This window comes from Algoriphagus sp., from assembly GCF_029254265.1.
GTDB lineage: Bacteria > Bacteroidota > Bacteroidia > Cytophagales > Cyclobacteriaceae > Algoriphagus.
On the sequence record NZ_JAQWXX010000110.1, the window covers coordinates 74,031 to 88,339 of the forward strand.

The window sequence follows — 14,309 nt, forward strand, 5'->3', positions numbered from 1 at the left end:
TTTGATCAATCACAATCCCTTGTTGTGATACCCCATGTAGGACAAGGATTTCCATCCCCTGTCATGTAACAAATTTCGTAAGTACCTCCTGATCCATCTGTGCACCACAAGCTTTGCCATCTGTAATCCACCTCTCCTCCATCTCCTGGACCACCTAGTCCTTGGGAAATAGCAGGACTTCCAGAAAAAAGAAGGAAGGTGAACATGAACATCGCTCCTAACAGAATTGATTTTAACTTTTTCATGAAACATTAAAATTTAAGTAAATAAAAAATCTGGCCAGATAAGGAATTAACTAAATCCTCACTTCAAATCAAAAAAAAACGAAAGATCAAAGAGATCAAGAAAAATTTCCTATAAAATTAGGTGACAGGAACGATTAACTTATTTCATACTGTTCTAAAGCATCAGTTATACAGCTTCTTCGCTCGGATATATTCCTACACTTTTTCTGGAAGAAGATATGAGACCGATAGATCATTCTTAATCGAATCACGAATAAATGTGGAAGAGATATCTAACAAAGCAGCTTATCTGGACTTAATCAATTCAGGCTCAAAGGACGGTTTTTTTTCCTGGTCTGGGATAGATAAAATTTCAAAAACTGCCCTACAAATTTAAAAAATTAGACTTCTTATTTTGGAATTAAATTTCCGAGAATTAAAAGGAAAGAAGTGTTAATTCCTATTTGTATAAAATATGCAGAGGCCTAAAGGAATACAATTTAATAGTGAAAAATGGCTAAACCTGGCTCCTCCTCATAAGTCAAAGCATAAATTTTGCGTTCGTTTTCATTTACAGATAAAGCCTTTATTGAACGATCTAACTTATAATTTATAAGGGGCACACCTTTGAAGTCAAAGACAAAAATGTTTTCGGACATAATTCCTTTTTCTCGCCGCTCTTGATATGAATTACCCAAGAAACATAGAAATATCTTTTCCTTAGTTATAGAGGTGTGGTTATACCCGTTTTTCATATTTTCATCTACAATTACCCCGAGGGACGCGCCAGAACCTGATAAAGTATATTCTAGTTCTTGCATTATCGGACCTATAACTTTTGTTATTTTTCCTGAGTTCAAGTCAATGATTTCAAATGCATCAGTTTTGATATTGGAGTGAATTAATGTTTTTCTATCCGGCGACAAAGCAGTGTAACCTTGATTAAGTCTGCTAAGAATAAAAGTCTTATTGTCTGGAAGAGGATCACCATTAGAGGATGACGGCCAAAGACCCACAGACTTTTTTTTCTGCATTAATGTATCAAATACAGCAAACCTAGAAGCGCCTATATTTTGATATCCAATCCAAGCATTTTCATTTATCCAGTTGGCACTAAGAGATTGATAGCCCGCTTCTGTAATTTTTATTTTTCTTAGTGGGTTTTGGTCACCACTGGATATCGAAAATTCGGAGAATTCTTTATTCGTAAAAGAAAAAGTCCAAACTGTTTGATCATCAAACCCTTTATCTAATTGCCAGACATCTGACACTTCATCAGGACCATCACCGATTTTAGCCATCTTCTTGACTATTTTCATGGTAGACTTTTCTATGACAAACAGTCCCCAATCTGAAGTCAATGAAGAAACAATCAAATATCCTCCCTGATCAATAATTTGATGCGGTTTCAAAATTTCGTCAAAAATTATAAAATCTGAGCTTAAAAGTTCTTGCTTCTTGAAATCTTTCCAATCAAACCCTATCTCATTGTATAAAGCATTTTGGGAATCGGTAGTATTACATGAATATGTAGAAAGGACAAACAAGGAGAATACACCCAAAAGAGGATATCTCACCAAAATAGTGAAAACAACTCCTTTTTTCAAAGGAGTTGTGATACGATTTAAGGTAAGCATTTAGTTCTTTTTACAGTACCAAAATGCCCATTTCCTAGCATGTCTGTGCAAGTCTCAATGGTATCTTCTTGACAGCAGATCCACTTTTCATCTTCATTACCTCCACCTGGACCACCTATACCCTGGGCATTTGCCATTGGACTACTAAAAGATAAACCCATCGCAGCCACGAAGAGCATTCCTGAAATTAACTTTTTCATAATTTTTTGAATTTTAAATGAAAATAAAATTCGGCCGAATCAAAGTCTTAACTAAGACTTCATTGGTAAGCTAAAAAAAAAAAAATTTAAGAAAAAATTATTTAGGTAATTATTTACTATAAAATTAGGTTTTATCAATAATAAAATTTATTTATAACACTTAAGTATTAGGAAATATATAGCTTCTACCCTCGAAGATACTCCTCCACTTTCTCGGGAAGGAGGTTTAAAGCAAGATTATTAGTACTTACTAAGCCGAAAAGGTCTCATCGAAAAAAAAACTACTCGCTCTCCTCAATCTCAAAGAAAAGCAGTAAAAACTCCTCAGGTCCTAAATCATTCATTTCACCGTAAGCTTCCTCTAAATCCTTATTCTTCGAAAAATCCCAGTTCCCATCGTCACCAGCCTTCAGCACCGCAATAAACTCTCCATTTTGTCCCAAACCCAGAATGCCTTCAAAACCAAGATTACCTACTTCCTTCCGGATAAATTCCTCAGTATCATAAAGCTTGTTAGTTGATTTTAAGAGGAGCCTACCTTTGATTCTCGGATACTTAAAAGTTGTGAACGAAAGGAAATTATCATTTTGAAAAAGATCTACAATGCCTATAAACATTTCGCTTTCAACAAAATATTCTAATGGACTAGGATGGTTAGCATAATCGATTTTGGAAATCGGAGACTCGAAATCAAAAATATAGTCAGCTGAAATCTCATGACTCTTAGCATCATATCGGAAAATAGTATCCCTATTTCCGACAGTAAAATTATAATTATCCCCATCAATTTTAGAAATAACATTTCTTCCATCCAATGGAGTCATATCCAAATAATCCACATAGGGTATGGCCGACTTAATTAACTCTTGATTTTCATATACTTTAAACCCATCCTCTAAATTCATTGAACCATTTTTTACCAGAATTTCCGAATTACCCAAACGGATTAAGTCCGAATAATAAATATCTTCACTATACCTTTCCTCTTTAATAAAATTACCATTAATGTCAAAAAAATACTTCTTTCTATAGTCCATAGGAATCAGAATAAGTGACCCTTCCTTTTCATCATAATATATATTTTCCAAATTCTTGTATTCACCAGGACCGTCCCCTATTCTATAAATATGGTTAAAGTATCTACCCCTCTCATCAAAAATAAGCACTGAATTTCCGATGGTCTTGTCAACTATGATAATCCGATTTCCAATTACAAGTATCTTATGCACACTCCCAATTGGTGCAAATGAATTGTCAGAAAAACGGACTATCCGAGCAGATTTTAGTTTGAGATCTTTGATAGTGGCTGTTGATTTAATTCTAATCAATGAGGTTTCAACCTCCTCAGCTGTGTTTTGTCCGCATGAAATGAGAGCACAAAAAAAAACAATTTTAACAATGCAAAATAATTGTTTGATCATATCCTTAGAATAAATGAGAAAAGCGGGTCATTTCGACCCGCATTGAACTAATTAATTTGTGAATGTACAAGAAGTGGTGGCTACGGCATTACATTTATTCCCATCTAGAAAACCCCAAAGGTTTGTTTTTCGACCACAAACAGTAACTGTTATGGTTTCACCATCGATGTCTATCGATTCTTCACAGTCTTGTTCCCCACCCAAGCTTTGAGCATTTGCCATGGAGCCACTAAATGATAAACCCATCGCAGCCACGAAGAGCATTCCTGAAATTAATTTTTTCATAAATAATAAAATTAAGAACTGATAAAAAAAGAACCCCGGCCGGAATCCAGCACCAACACAGTGCATGGACAATCTTAATTTTTTTTTATTCGCAAGTCTTAGTTTGAAAAATAATACTAAATTTTAAAAAAAGCTTGTTTTTAGTTTAAAATCACAGGTTTTTATAGTTGGGAATTTCTAAAGACTAGTGAAACAGCTTCTTATCTCTAATGTAATCTACTACTGATTCGGGAAGCAGGTAGCGAACTGACTTCCCTTCCTGGATTGACTTGCGGATAAAAGTGGCCGAGATATCCAACAGTGGCGCTTCGATCACTTTGATACTTGGATGATCAAAAGTTTTAAGTTCACCCGGTCTGGGATAGACCAAAATCTGATAGTATTCCAGAATCTGCTCGTAGTTTTTCCACTTCTTCAGCTGGTCCAGATTGTCCGAACCTAAAAATAAACTGAACTGATGCTGTGGATATTGCTCGCTCAGGTATGTAAGGGTATCGATCGTATAGCTGGGTCGGGGCATCCGAAACTCTACATCTGAAGCCCTGAAATGAAAATTGCCCTCAATGGCCAATTCCACCATCCGCAGTCGATCATGCTCATGCGCGAGCGATTGTCGCTTTTTAAGTGGATTTTGCGGACTGACCACAAACCATACCTCATCCAAATCGCTTCGATCATAAAGCGTATCCGCAATAATCAAATGCCCGACATGGATGGGATTAAAGGAGCCGAAATACAATCCGATTTTCACGGGCTACTTGGCTAAAAATTCGCTGACTAAATATTCTGCCTCTGCCGATGACTTAGCAAAGTCATCATTCACCACTGTCACATCAAATTGAGGTTCAAATTTGGATTCAAATTCTGCTTTGAATAATCGTCTTGAAAGGGATTCTTCACTTTCGGTGCCTCGCTCACTCAATCGCTCCTTGAGCACTCCCAGGCTTGGGACTTTTACAAAAATGGCCAAGGCCTGATCCCCAAAATAATTCTTAAGTGCCAGACCTCCTTTGACATCTACATCAAAAATCACCGCTTTACCACTATCCCAGATTCGTTGGATTTCTTCTTTGAGGGTACCGTAGAAGTTACCGGCATAGACTTCCTCCCATTCGATGAAAGCATCTTCGTCTATCTTTTTCTTGAATTCTTCCTGACTTAAAAAATAATAGTCCTTGCCATGCACTTCATGCCTTCCACGTCGGTCACGAGTACAGGCAGAAATAGAAAATCCCAAATTTGGGATTTTTTCAATGAGGTATTTGACGAGAGAAGTTTTTCCCGATCCCGAAGGAGCCGAGAAGATGATTGCCTTGCCTGAGGTCATGTTTATTTAATTTCCTGAATCTGTCTTCGGATACTATCTGCCAATTCATTAGGCACAGCTTGCTTGGTACACTTATTTTTCAAGACATCACGAATCGCTTGCTCCAAGTGAAAATGCTCGAAACAAGGTTGACATTTCGCCAACTTTTCTTTCAACATATCCTTGGAATTGTCCACCTCTCCATCGAGAATGCTTTCCAACAATTCAAAGCACTTGCTCGTGTCTCCGCATTTCAGCTTTCGTGCCTCGGATGATTCTTCATTCATATCCATCAGTAATTGTATTTATTATTCCTCCTCATCTGTGTTATAGCCCATGTTTTTAGCATAGCCTTGTAGTTTTTCTTTGAGTAGATTTCTTGCGCGGTGCAGTCTGGATCGAACCGTTCCAATCGGAATATCCAAAATCTTCGACATCTCCTCATAGGTGAAACCTTCCAAATCACAAAGGATAATCACCGTTCTAAAGTCTACAGCCAAACTATTAAGCGCATTTGAGATCTCATCTCCAAGCATATCCTTGACCGAATCGGCCCGCATATCGCTCGTACTTTGGTAATCAACGTCATCCGAGTTGTAATAAGTTTCAACCTCCTGGTAATCCACCTTCGCTGGCTGCTTACTCTTTCGTCGATATTCGTTGATAAAACTGTTTTTCAAAATCCGGAACAGCCATGCTTTTGCATTCGTTCCCTTCTCAAATGAGTTGATGAAACGGTATGCTTTCAGGTAGGTGTCCTGCACCAAATCTTTGGCATCATCCTCATCAAAGGTGAGCCTATAGGCAAAATTGTACATGGAGTCTATGTGTGGCATAAACTCGCCATCGAAGATGCCGTTCTTTTCTTCTTGAGAATATTTTCTGCGCTGTACTTCCGACATATGTTCAAAAGTAACGATTGGGTCAATTTATAACTAGGAATCGGAAAGAATTCAGGCGATTTCCTTTATTTTGTTGCTTGATTCGATCCGAAAAGATCTCAATCTCCATCCCGTTTCTATGTTTTTCTTTAGATTACTTTCCAGGCTTCCGCTACCTGTACTTTATCTTTTCTCCGATTTGCTTTACTTGGTTGCCCGATATGTGATCAGTTATCGCAAAAAAGTGATTGATGAAAATCTGAAATTTGCCTTTCCTGAGAAATCGCCTGCAGAGCGAAAAAACCTTCGAAATAAATTCTACCGGAATTTCACCGATGCCTTTTTCGCAGAAACGATTAAGCTATTAACCATTTCTGAAAAAGAATTTAATCGGCGATTTTCAATCAAAAACGCCGAGCTACTCGATCAAGCTGTCCAACGAGGCCGAAGCGCACTCATGGTTACGGGTCATATCTTTAACTGGGAGTTTGGTGTCGTTGGAACTAACCTCCACACCAAGTCAGAAGTAGAGACGGTCTATCTAAAAGTAAATAATCCTTTTTTTGATCAACTGATGAACCAGATTCGGATGCGTTTTGGAGGCTATGTCACGGAGAAAAAAGCATTTCGGAAAAGTATGCTTACCTTAAAAAAGTCTCCGAGAATTATCATGCTAGGCTCAGATCAACGCCCTCCACAATCAGAAAAGCGCTACCAAAGAGATTTCCTCAATCGCCCTGCAGTATTCTTTGAAGGAGCAGAATTTCTTTCTAAAAAAATGGATGCCGAGGTAATTTATGGCGAAATGAAAAAAATCAAACGTGGTCATTATGAGTTTGAATTTTCACCTTTGGCAGCTCCTCCATATGATCAGCATACTCCGCATAGCATCACGGATGAATTTTGCAGAAGACTGGAAGAAAATATCCGAAAACAACCTGACTTATACCTTTGGAGTCATAAGCGCTGGAAGATTTAATTAATTTAAAAATTGGAAGATTATAAAATTGAAAAATTTATTTGACCTAGAATTAAAATAAAATTGCCCACTAAATACGGATTAACAGGAGAAAGAAGAAGCTAGAGTCCAGAGAACTAATTGATCTCTTTAATTCTTTTTTGAACCTTATAGCCTTCATTATGGCTAATTAAATACAACAATCTTAAGAAGTAGAAATAGTAAACTCTTCTTGTGCAGCGATAAATTGAACATGGAATATTTAGACAACCTCAACCCCGAACAACGTGCCGCTGTAGAGCATACTGATGGACCAGTGATGATCATTGCCGGTGCCGGCTCAGGAAAAACCCGTGTTTTGACCTATAGGATAGCTCATTTGATCTATGAAAAAGGGGTTGATGCCTTCAATATTCTATCCCTGACTTTTACCAATAAGGCGGCTGCGGAGATGCGCCATCGAATCGAATCTCTAGCTGGACTTGAGGCTCGAAATACCTGGATGGGAACATTTCACTCCGTCTTTGCAAAGATTTTGCGGGTCGAAGCGGGCAAAATTGGCTACCCTTCCAACTTCACCATTTATGATTCAGATGATTCCAAATCTCTCATTCGCACGATCGTCAAGGAGATGCGATTGGATGATAAAGTCTATAAAGCCAATGCTGTGCTGTCCAGAATTTCGGGAGCCAAAAACCGGTTGATTTCCTGGCAGGCCTATCAAAATGATCCCTTTGTCAAAGCAGATGATGAAGCGGCAATGAAGCCGAAAATGGGTGAAATCTATCAAAAATACCAAGATCGACTGTTTAAGGCTGGAGCTATGGATTTCGATGATTTGTTATTTAATACCAATGTGCTTTTCCGAGATCATCTGGACATACTCAACAAATATCAGCAGCGATTTCGCTACGTGATGGTGGATGAGTTTCAGGACACCAACCTTTCCCAATACCTGATCACTAAAAAGCTTGCTGCAGTACACCAGAATATTTGTGTCGTCGGAGACGATGCACAAAGTATTTATGCCTTCCGTGGAGCGGATATTCAGAATATTTTAAATTTTGAAAAGGATTATCCGGATCTTTTTGTAGTCAAACTAGAGCAGAACTACCGGTCCACCAAAACGATTGTGGAAGCCGCCAATTCGATCATCGACAAGAACAAGGCACAGCTTAAGAAAGTGGTCTGGACGTCTAATCCTGATGGGGAACTGATTGAATTGATTAAAGCCACCTCTGACAATGAGGAAGGGAAAATAGTGGCAACAACCATCTTCGAAGAGAAAAACAACAAGAAACTCCTCAATAGCGATTTTGCCATCCTCTATCGCACCAACTCTCAATCCAGAGCTATAGAAGAGGCGCTTCGAAAGATGAATCTGACCTACAAAATCGTGGGGGGACTTTCATTCTACCAGCGTAAGGAGATCAAAGACTTGATGGCCTATATGCGATTTGCTGTGAATCCGATGGATGAGGAAGCTTTTAAGCGAATTATCAATTATCCAAAACGGGGAATTGGAAATACCTCCGTGGACAAATTGCTGGTAGCGGCTTATGATCATGATACCCCACTTTGGGATGTGGTCCAAAATGGTCCAAGCTTCCTTGGAGGGAGAGCAGGTGGTTTGGTGATGGATTTTGCAACCATGATCAAGGCATTCCAGATCGAAATCGAGCGAAAGGATGCTTTTGAAGTAGCAAGTAGCATTGCAAAGCAAAGTGGTTTGCTGCGGGAACTCTACGAAGACAAAACTATTGAAGGACTCAATCGCTACGAAAACGTACAGGAACTCCTAAATGCGATCAAAGAATATGTAGACAATCCTGAAAATGAAGATAAAAGTCTGGGATCTTTTCTACAGGAGATAGCCTTGCTCACAGATAATGATCGGGACAAAGATCAGACCGATGCGATCACCCTGATGACGATTCATTCCTCAAAGGGGTTGGAATTCAAGCAGGTTTTCGTAGTGGGATTGGAAGAAGATTTATTCCCCTCCCAGATGATGATGCAGAGTAGAGAGGATTTGGAAGAAGAGCGGAGACTTTTCTATGTGGCTTCTACACGGGCAATGGATAAGCTTTATTTTACCTATGCCTTGACTCGGTATCGATTTGGAAGATTATTGAATTGTGAGCCAAGTAGATTCCTGGAAGAAGTGGACCCTAATTGCCTTAAGATCAACAAGCGGATGACCTCAAAAGAAATGCCAGGAGCATTTCGAAGCGAAGGATTACCCGGAGGCTCTGGTTTTATAGGAATCAAGAAGAAACCTGAGGCCAGACCGGTGAGCGCTATGAAACTCCACACGCCCAGCCCTGATTTTAAACCTTCCAACACGAACAATTTACAAGCAGAACAGCTGGTGGAGCACCCTAAATTCGGTTTCGGAAAAGTTCAAAAAATTGAAACAGAAGGACTTAACAAAAAAGCCACAATCCAATTTGAGCATTTTGGAGAGAAAACATTATTACTTAGCTTTGCGAAGCTCAGAATTATAGACTAATCATCTGCCTCCTCGCCCTTTGGTAATTTTTTCATTACCTTTTAATGCGCAAAAATCAGGAGTCACCATGGAGCAAATTGAACCTGCAAACAAATATTTATTTTGAAAGAATACGGCAAAAACATTCAACGTCTGGTTGACCATATCACCGGAATTGAAGATCGTGATAAGCGTACCCAAAGTGCATACACGGTAATCGAGATTATCAAACAACTCAATCCTACCTGGAAGCAGGAGAATGACCAAAAACTTTGGGACGATTTGTATATCATGTCAGACTTCAAGCTTGATGTGGATGCTCCTTACCCTATGCCGGAAAAAGAACTTCTAGGCAAAAAGCCACTTCCGATTGGTTACCCAAAAGGTGAGGTTAAATTCAAGCATTACGGTAGAAATATCGAGAAACTGATCGAAAAAGCGATTGAGATTGAAGATGACGAAGAACAAGAGTCAGCAATCATCTACATCGGTCAGCTGATGCGTAGCTTCCACTCAACCTGGAATCGGGACAATTTCGATGATGGAATCATCCTTGATGACATCAAAACCCTCTCAAAAGGAAAACTTCACATTGATCTGGAAAAAGTAAAAGAGAATAGTCTTTTCGAGTCGAATACCAGAAGAGATTTTAAACTTCCAATCGCTGTAGATCCTCCGGGCAAAAACAAGAGAAATACCGGACATAATAAGAACCGCAGGAATAATGGAGGTCATAACAAGAAAAGAAGAAACTAATGGGATCATTTCGGGTTGTCGGAGGAAATAAACTCAAAGGAGAGATTATTCCCCAGGGAGCAAAAAACGAAGCCCTGCAAATTCTTTGTGCAGTCCTACTCACAGCAGAGAAGGTTACTATAAATAAAATCCCAAATATTCGGGATGTAAATAAGCTGATTGAATTGCTAGGTGATATGGGCGTCAAAGTAGAAAGACTGGGGCCCGAGTCTTATTCGTTCCAAGCCGATCAGGTCAATATAGATTATCTCGAGACAGAAGATTTCCTAAAGAAAGCTTCATCTCTTCGAGGATCCGTGATGATTCTCGGACCACTTTTATCTCGATTTGGAACTGGAAAACTTTCTAAGCCAGGAGGAGATAAGATCGGCAGAAGAAGAATGGATACCCACTTTTTCGGCTTTCAAAAACTAGGCGCCAAATTTCATTATGATGCTGCCAATGAGATTTTCCACATTGATGGAAAAAATCTAAAAGGCGCATACATGCTCCTCGATGAGGCATCAGTTACTGGTACTGCGAATATCGTAATGGCTGCCGTAATGGCTGAGGGCAGAACCACAATTTACAATGCTGCCTGTGAGCCATACTTACAGCAGCTTTGTGATATGCTCAACAGAATGGGCGCAAAAATCACAGGTGTAGGTTCCAATCTACTCCATATCGATGGAGTAGAAAAGTTGGGAGGAACAGACCACACCATGCTCCCAGATATGATTGAGATCGGTTCTTTTATAGGATTGGCCGCAATGACTCAGTCAGAAATAACAATAAAAGATTGCCAGATTCACCGATTGGGAATCATTCCGGAGACTTTTCGTAGGATGGGCATCAAATTAGAATTTAGAGGAGATGACATCCACATACCTGCTCAAAAGCATTACGAAATTGAGACTTTCATTGATGGTTCTATCCTGACAGTAGCAGATGCGATTTGGCCAGGATTCACCCCGGATTTGTTGAGTATAGTTTTGGTAACAGCAACTCAGGCGAAAGGAACTGTGTTGGTACACCAGAAAATGTTTGAATCAAGACTATTCTTTGTGGATAAATTGATCGATATGGGTGCTCAAATCATTCTCTGCGATCCGCATCGAGCCACTGTGATCGGTTTGGACCGAAAATACCCACTTCGCGGCATCCGAATGACTTCTCCGGATATACGTGCTGGAGTTTCTCTTTTGATTGCTGCGCTTTCAGCTAATGGCACTTCAATTATTGACAACATCGAGCAAATCGACCGAGGCTATCAATATATTGATGAGCGATTGAATAAGTTGGGAGCATCCATCGAACGAATTTAATTACGAAAAGCGGGTTGAAATACCCGCTTTTTCACCCTCTTTTTTATTTCCTACTTAATAAATTCCATTTTGGTAGAAAAATTAATTGTTAAAAGGACTCTTCCTGTAAACATAAAACCCGAAGATAATCCCCTCTTTGAACACGCACTTACTGCTACTTTTTTCGTTCTTCCAATTACAATTTTAGAAAAGGCTGTAATTTTTCAAGACACGGCTTTTTCTCTAAAAGATTTTAAATACCGTACAGAATATACCCACGTTAATGGTCTAGGTCTCCTACCAAAATTAAAACGCACCATCACCTGCGCGTTGAAACGTTGGCGAAAAATCCCAGACGGAATCTGGATCAAAGACGAATGGAGTGCAAATTATTTCCATTGGATGACCGATTGTCTTCCTAGAATCTGGAAAGCAAAGGAATTCGGTGCTTCCAATCGGATAATTCTTCAGGACTCTTTCAAACATCTTCCCTACGTCCGGGAATCACTGGATCTGCTTGGAATAATTCCTTTTTATTTTTCTTCCAGTGAAAATCTATGGGTTGATAAACTTGTCCTAACACCCAGGACAGCCAATTTCCCAAATTTCAATGAGCCTTTGACTAGACTAACCCGCAAAAAGCTCGGTGTAAATCCCACTAGAAGTCCTTTTCAAAAAGTTTATATCAGCAGAAAACTTGCTGAAAAACGAAAAGCTCATAATGAATTGGATGTGGAGCTTCTTATGCTCAAGCATGGATTTGAAATAGTATATGCAGAAAAGCTTTCGCTTAAGAAACAAATCGAGCTGATGGCCGAGACGCGAATCCTTGTCTCTCTTCATGGAGCAGCTCTTACAAATATGATTTTCATGCAGGAAGGTCAGCATGTGGTCGAGTTACGAAATCAAGGGGATAGCAAAAACCAATGCTTCTTTAATTTGGCTTCGGCAATGGGCCTACACTACTATTACACTTTAAATCATGGTGACTCTCCAGATACTATCATGAGTGACTTTACAATAGATGTAGCAGCATTAGAGAGTCTAGTGCTTTCTCTGGAGAAATAATTACCCCTCCCCTCACTTTAGATTATTGGCTTGCGATTTTTTTTGGTAAATTCTGGCTTTAACAAGCAAGCATCAAACCCATGACCAAAAAGAAACTTCGCAGCCAAGAGTGGTACGGACGCACCGGAAAAGACGGATTCATCTATCGCTCCTGGATGAAAAACCAAGGATTTCCCCATCACCTCTTCGAGGGAGACAAGCCAGTAATTGGCATATGTAATACTTGGTCCGAGCTCACTCCATGCAATGCACATTTTAGAGATTTGGCAGAAGCACTGAAGCGTGGGATTTGGGAAGCCGGAGGTTTTCCCCTCGAGTTTCCTGTCATGTCACTTGGGGAGTGTTCCATCAAGCCAACAGCTATGCTATTTCGCAATCTAGCTTCAATGGATGTGGAAGAAAGCATACGAGCCAATCCAATGGACGGAGTGATATTGATGTGTGGTTGTGATAAGACCACTCCATCACTTGTGATGGGTGCAGCTTCTGTGGATATTCCCGCTTTGGTAGTATCTGGTGGTCCGATGCTCGTTGGTAGGTTCAAGGGCAAGAAAATCGGAACTTCAGATGTCTGGAGATTTGCTGAAGAATTCAAAATGGGAAAGCTCTCCCAAGAAGATTTTATTGCTGCAGAAGCAGCCATGTCGCGTTCTGTGGGCCATTGTGCACCTATGGGGACTGCTTCTACAATGGCAGCGATGGTTGAAGCTTTAGGCTTGGCCCTACCTGACAACGCTACCATTCCAGCAGCAGATTCTCGAAGAAAAGTATTGGCACATATGGCAGGAATGCGGATAGTAGAAATGGTAAATGAGGACCTTAAAATGTCCAAAATATTGACAAGAAAAGCCTTTGAAAATGCGATCATGGTGAACGCAGCTTTGGGAGGCTCAACCAATTTTATCCTTCACTTGACTGCTATTGCCAAGCGAATTGGAGTAGAACTTGATTTGACAGATTTTGATCATTTTTCCTCGAAAATCCCATTGATCGCTAATGTGCAGCCCTCCGGGGAACATTGGGTAGAGGATCTTTTCTATGCCGGTGGCTTACCTGCCGTGATGAAAGAAATCGAGAAGCAGCTCAATACCGACGCAATCACCGCCAATGGAAAAACCATCGGGGAAAATATTGCTAAAGCCGAATGCTATGACCGAAACCTGATCGGGACATTTGAAAATCCGATCAAACCAGAATCCGGAATTGCGGTACTCAAAGGCAATTTATGTCCAAATGGAGCAGTATTGAAGCCTTCAGCAGCAAGTCCTCACTTGCTCACACATACGGGAAGAGCAGTGGTTTTTGAAAACATTGATGAGTACAAGGCTCTGATTGATTCACCAGAACTTGATATTGATGAAAACTGCGTGATGGTCATGAAAAATGTAGGCCCAAAAGGCTATCCTGGAATGCCAGAAGTAGGAAACATGGGATTGCCAAAGAAATTATTAGAGAAAGGAATCAAAGATATTATCCGAATTTCTGATGGACGAATGAGTGGGACAGGCTATGGAACAGTTGTACTTCACGTTTCACCGGAATCTGCCATCGGTGGTCCATTGGCTTTTGTACAAAATGGAGACAAGATCGAGCTGGATGTGCCAAATAGAACCCTAAATCTTCTGATCTCCGACGAAGAAATGACTAAGAGAAAGGCAGAATTCAAACCAACCCAACTTCCATATGAGCGAGGGTATGTGAATTTATTTTTAGACAAAGTAAATCAAGCGCATGAGGGAGTCGATTTTGATTTCCTACAGGGAAGTTCAGGATCAGAAGTGAAGCGAGATTCGCACTAA

At 39.9% G+C, this 14,309-nt stretch carries 15 protein-coding genes; 6 read left to right on the plus strand and 9 right to left on the minus strand.

All coding sequences use genetic code 11. The annotated features are described in order from the left end of the window. Positions 1–5 precede the first annotated feature (5 nt). From P8O16_RS17020 to P8O16_RS17060, 9 genes are all read right to left on the minus strand, one after another. Positions 6–245 (minus strand): hypothetical protein, encoded by a 240-nt coding sequence (locus P8O16_RS17020; protein ID WP_300316608.1) that lies wholly within the window; start codon positions 243–245, stop codon positions 6–8. Between the two features lie 479 nt (positions 246–724). Continuing rightward, complete coding sequence (locus P8O16_RS17025) at positions 725–1,861, minus strand: BF3164 family lipoprotein (protein WP_300316610.1); 1,137 nt, start codon at positions 1,859–1,861, stop codon at positions 725–727. Next, positions 1,849–2,061: a hypothetical protein gene (locus P8O16_RS17030; protein ID WP_300316612.1), complete on the minus strand. Its 213-nt coding sequence runs from the start codon at positions 2,059–2,061 to the stop codon at positions 1,849–1,851. Before P8O16_RS17030 ends, P8O16_RS17025 begins: the two co-directional genes overlap by 13 nt. A 281-nt stretch (positions 2,062–2,342) precedes the next feature. Then, on the minus strand, positions 2,343–3,389 hold the full coding sequence (locus tag P8O16_RS17035) for a 6-bladed beta-propeller (RefSeq protein ID WP_300316614.1): 1,047 nt from the start codon (positions 3,387–3,389) through the stop codon (positions 2,343–2,345). A gap of 144 nt (positions 3,390–3,533) precedes the next feature. Next, a complete protein-coding gene (locus P8O16_RS17040) occupies positions 3,534–3,767 on the minus strand; it encodes a hypothetical protein (RefSeq protein WP_075349289.1) in 234 nt (77 codons plus the stop codon). 184 nt (positions 3,768–3,951) lie between these two features. Continuing rightward, entirely contained in the window at positions 3,952–4,518 is a 567-nt protein-coding gene (nadD, locus tag P8O16_RS17045; protein WP_300316617.1) for a nicotinate (nicotinamide) nucleotide adenylyltransferase, read from the minus strand. A gap of 3 nt (positions 4,519–4,521) precedes the next feature. Next, complete coding sequence (gene gmk / locus P8O16_RS17050; RefSeq protein WP_300316619.1) at positions 4,522–5,094, minus strand: guanylate kinase; 573 nt, start codon at positions 5,092–5,094, stop codon at positions 4,522–4,524. Between the two features lie 2 nt (positions 5,095–5,096). Then, positions 5,097–5,366 (minus strand): anti-sigma factor, encoded by a 270-nt coding sequence (locus P8O16_RS17055; RefSeq protein WP_300316621.1) that lies wholly within the window; start codon positions 5,364–5,366, stop codon positions 5,097–5,099. 15 nt (positions 5,367–5,381) lie between these two features. After that, the gene (locus tag P8O16_RS17060) at positions 5,382–5,975 is read right to left on the minus strand and encodes a sigma-70 family RNA polymerase sigma factor (RefSeq protein ID WP_075349285.1); all 594 of its coding nucleotides are present in this window, start codon (positions 5,973–5,975) and stop codon (positions 5,382–5,384) included. Between the two features lie 118 nt (positions 5,976–6,093). On the opposite strand from P8O16_RS17060, the gene P8O16_RS17065 reads away from it, so the two are divergent. The 6 genes from P8O16_RS17065 to P8O16_RS17090 all read left to right on the plus strand — a co-directional run bounded on the left by P8O16_RS17065 (position 6,094) and on the right by P8O16_RS17090 (position 14,309). After that, the gene (locus P8O16_RS17065; RefSeq protein ID WP_300316623.1) at positions 6,094–6,933 is read left to right on the plus strand and encodes a lysophospholipid acyltransferase family protein; all 840 of its coding nucleotides are present in this window, start codon (positions 6,094–6,096) and stop codon (positions 6,931–6,933) included. A gap of 232 nt (positions 6,934–7,165) precedes the next feature. After that, a complete protein-coding gene (locus tag P8O16_RS17070) occupies positions 7,166–9,424 on the plus strand; it encodes an ATP-dependent helicase (RefSeq protein WP_300316625.1) in 2,259 nt (752 codons plus the stop codon). Between the two features lie 102 nt (positions 9,425–9,526). Further along, entirely contained in the window at positions 9,527–10,159 is a 633-nt protein-coding gene (locus P8O16_RS17075) for a DUF4290 domain-containing protein (RefSeq protein ID WP_300316626.1), read from the plus strand. Then, positions 10,159–11,463, plus strand: coding sequence for a UDP-N-acetylglucosamine 1-carboxyvinyltransferase (gene murA / locus P8O16_RS17080; protein WP_300316628.1), 1,305 nt, complete (start codon positions 10,159–10,161; stop codon positions 11,461–11,463). The genes P8O16_RS17075 and murA overlap by 1 nt, the downstream gene beginning before the upstream one ends. Before the next feature lie 69 nt (positions 11,464–11,532). Beyond that, the gene (locus P8O16_RS17085) at positions 11,533–12,510 is read left to right on the plus strand and encodes a glycosyltransferase family 61 protein (RefSeq protein WP_300316630.1); all 978 of its coding nucleotides are present in this window, start codon (positions 11,533–11,535) and stop codon (positions 12,508–12,510) included. Positions 12,511–12,590: 80 nt separating this feature from the next. Next, the gene (locus P8O16_RS17090; RefSeq protein WP_300316631.1) at positions 12,591–14,309 is read left to right on the plus strand and encodes an IlvD/Edd family dehydratase; all 1,719 of its coding nucleotides are present in this window, start codon (positions 12,591–12,593) and stop codon (positions 14,307–14,309) included.

Bases quoted from the DNA above. Each gene is read 5' to 3' on its own strand.
- murA (WP_300316628.1), top strand. From the start codon at position 10,159: ATGGGATCATTTCGGGTTGTCGGAGGAAATAAACTCAAAGGAGAGATT.
- P8O16_RS17055 (WP_300316621.1), bottom strand. From the start codon at position 5,366: ATGGATATGAATGAAGAATCATCCGAGGCACGAAAGCTGAAATGCGGA.
- P8O16_RS17040 (WP_075349289.1), bottom strand. From the start codon at position 3,767: ATGAAAAAATTAATTTCAGGAATGCTCTTCGTGGCTGCGATGGGTTTA.
- P8O16_RS17070 (WP_300316625.1), top strand. From the start codon at position 7,166: ATGGAATATTTAGACAACCTCAACCCCGAACAACGTGCCGCTGTAGAG.
- P8O16_RS17030 (WP_300316612.1), bottom strand. From the start codon at position 2,061: ATGAAAAAGTTAATTTCAGGAATGCTCTTCGTGGCTGCGATGGGTTTA.
- P8O16_RS17025 (WP_300316610.1), bottom strand. From the start codon at position 1,861: ATGCTTACCTTAAATCGTATCACAACTCCTTTGAAAAAAGGAGTTGTT.
- P8O16_RS17090 (WP_300316631.1), top strand. From the start codon at position 12,591: ATGACCAAAAAGAAACTTCGCAGCCAAGAGTGGTACGGACGCACCGGA.
- P8O16_RS17060 (WP_075349285.1), bottom strand. From the start codon at position 5,975: ATGTCGGAAGTACAGCGCAGAAAATATTCTCAAGAAGAAAAGAACGGC.
- P8O16_RS17020 (WP_300316608.1), bottom strand. From the start codon at position 245: ATGAAAAAGTTAAAATCAATTCTGTTAGGAGCGATGTTCATGTTCACC.
- P8O16_RS17065 (WP_300316623.1), top strand. From the start codon at position 6,094: ATGTTTTTCTTTAGATTACTTTCCAGGCTTCCGCTACCTGTACTTTAT.
- gmk (WP_300316619.1), bottom strand. From the start codon at position 5,094: ATGACCTCAGGCAAGGCAATCATCTTCTCGGCTCCTTCGGGATCGGGA.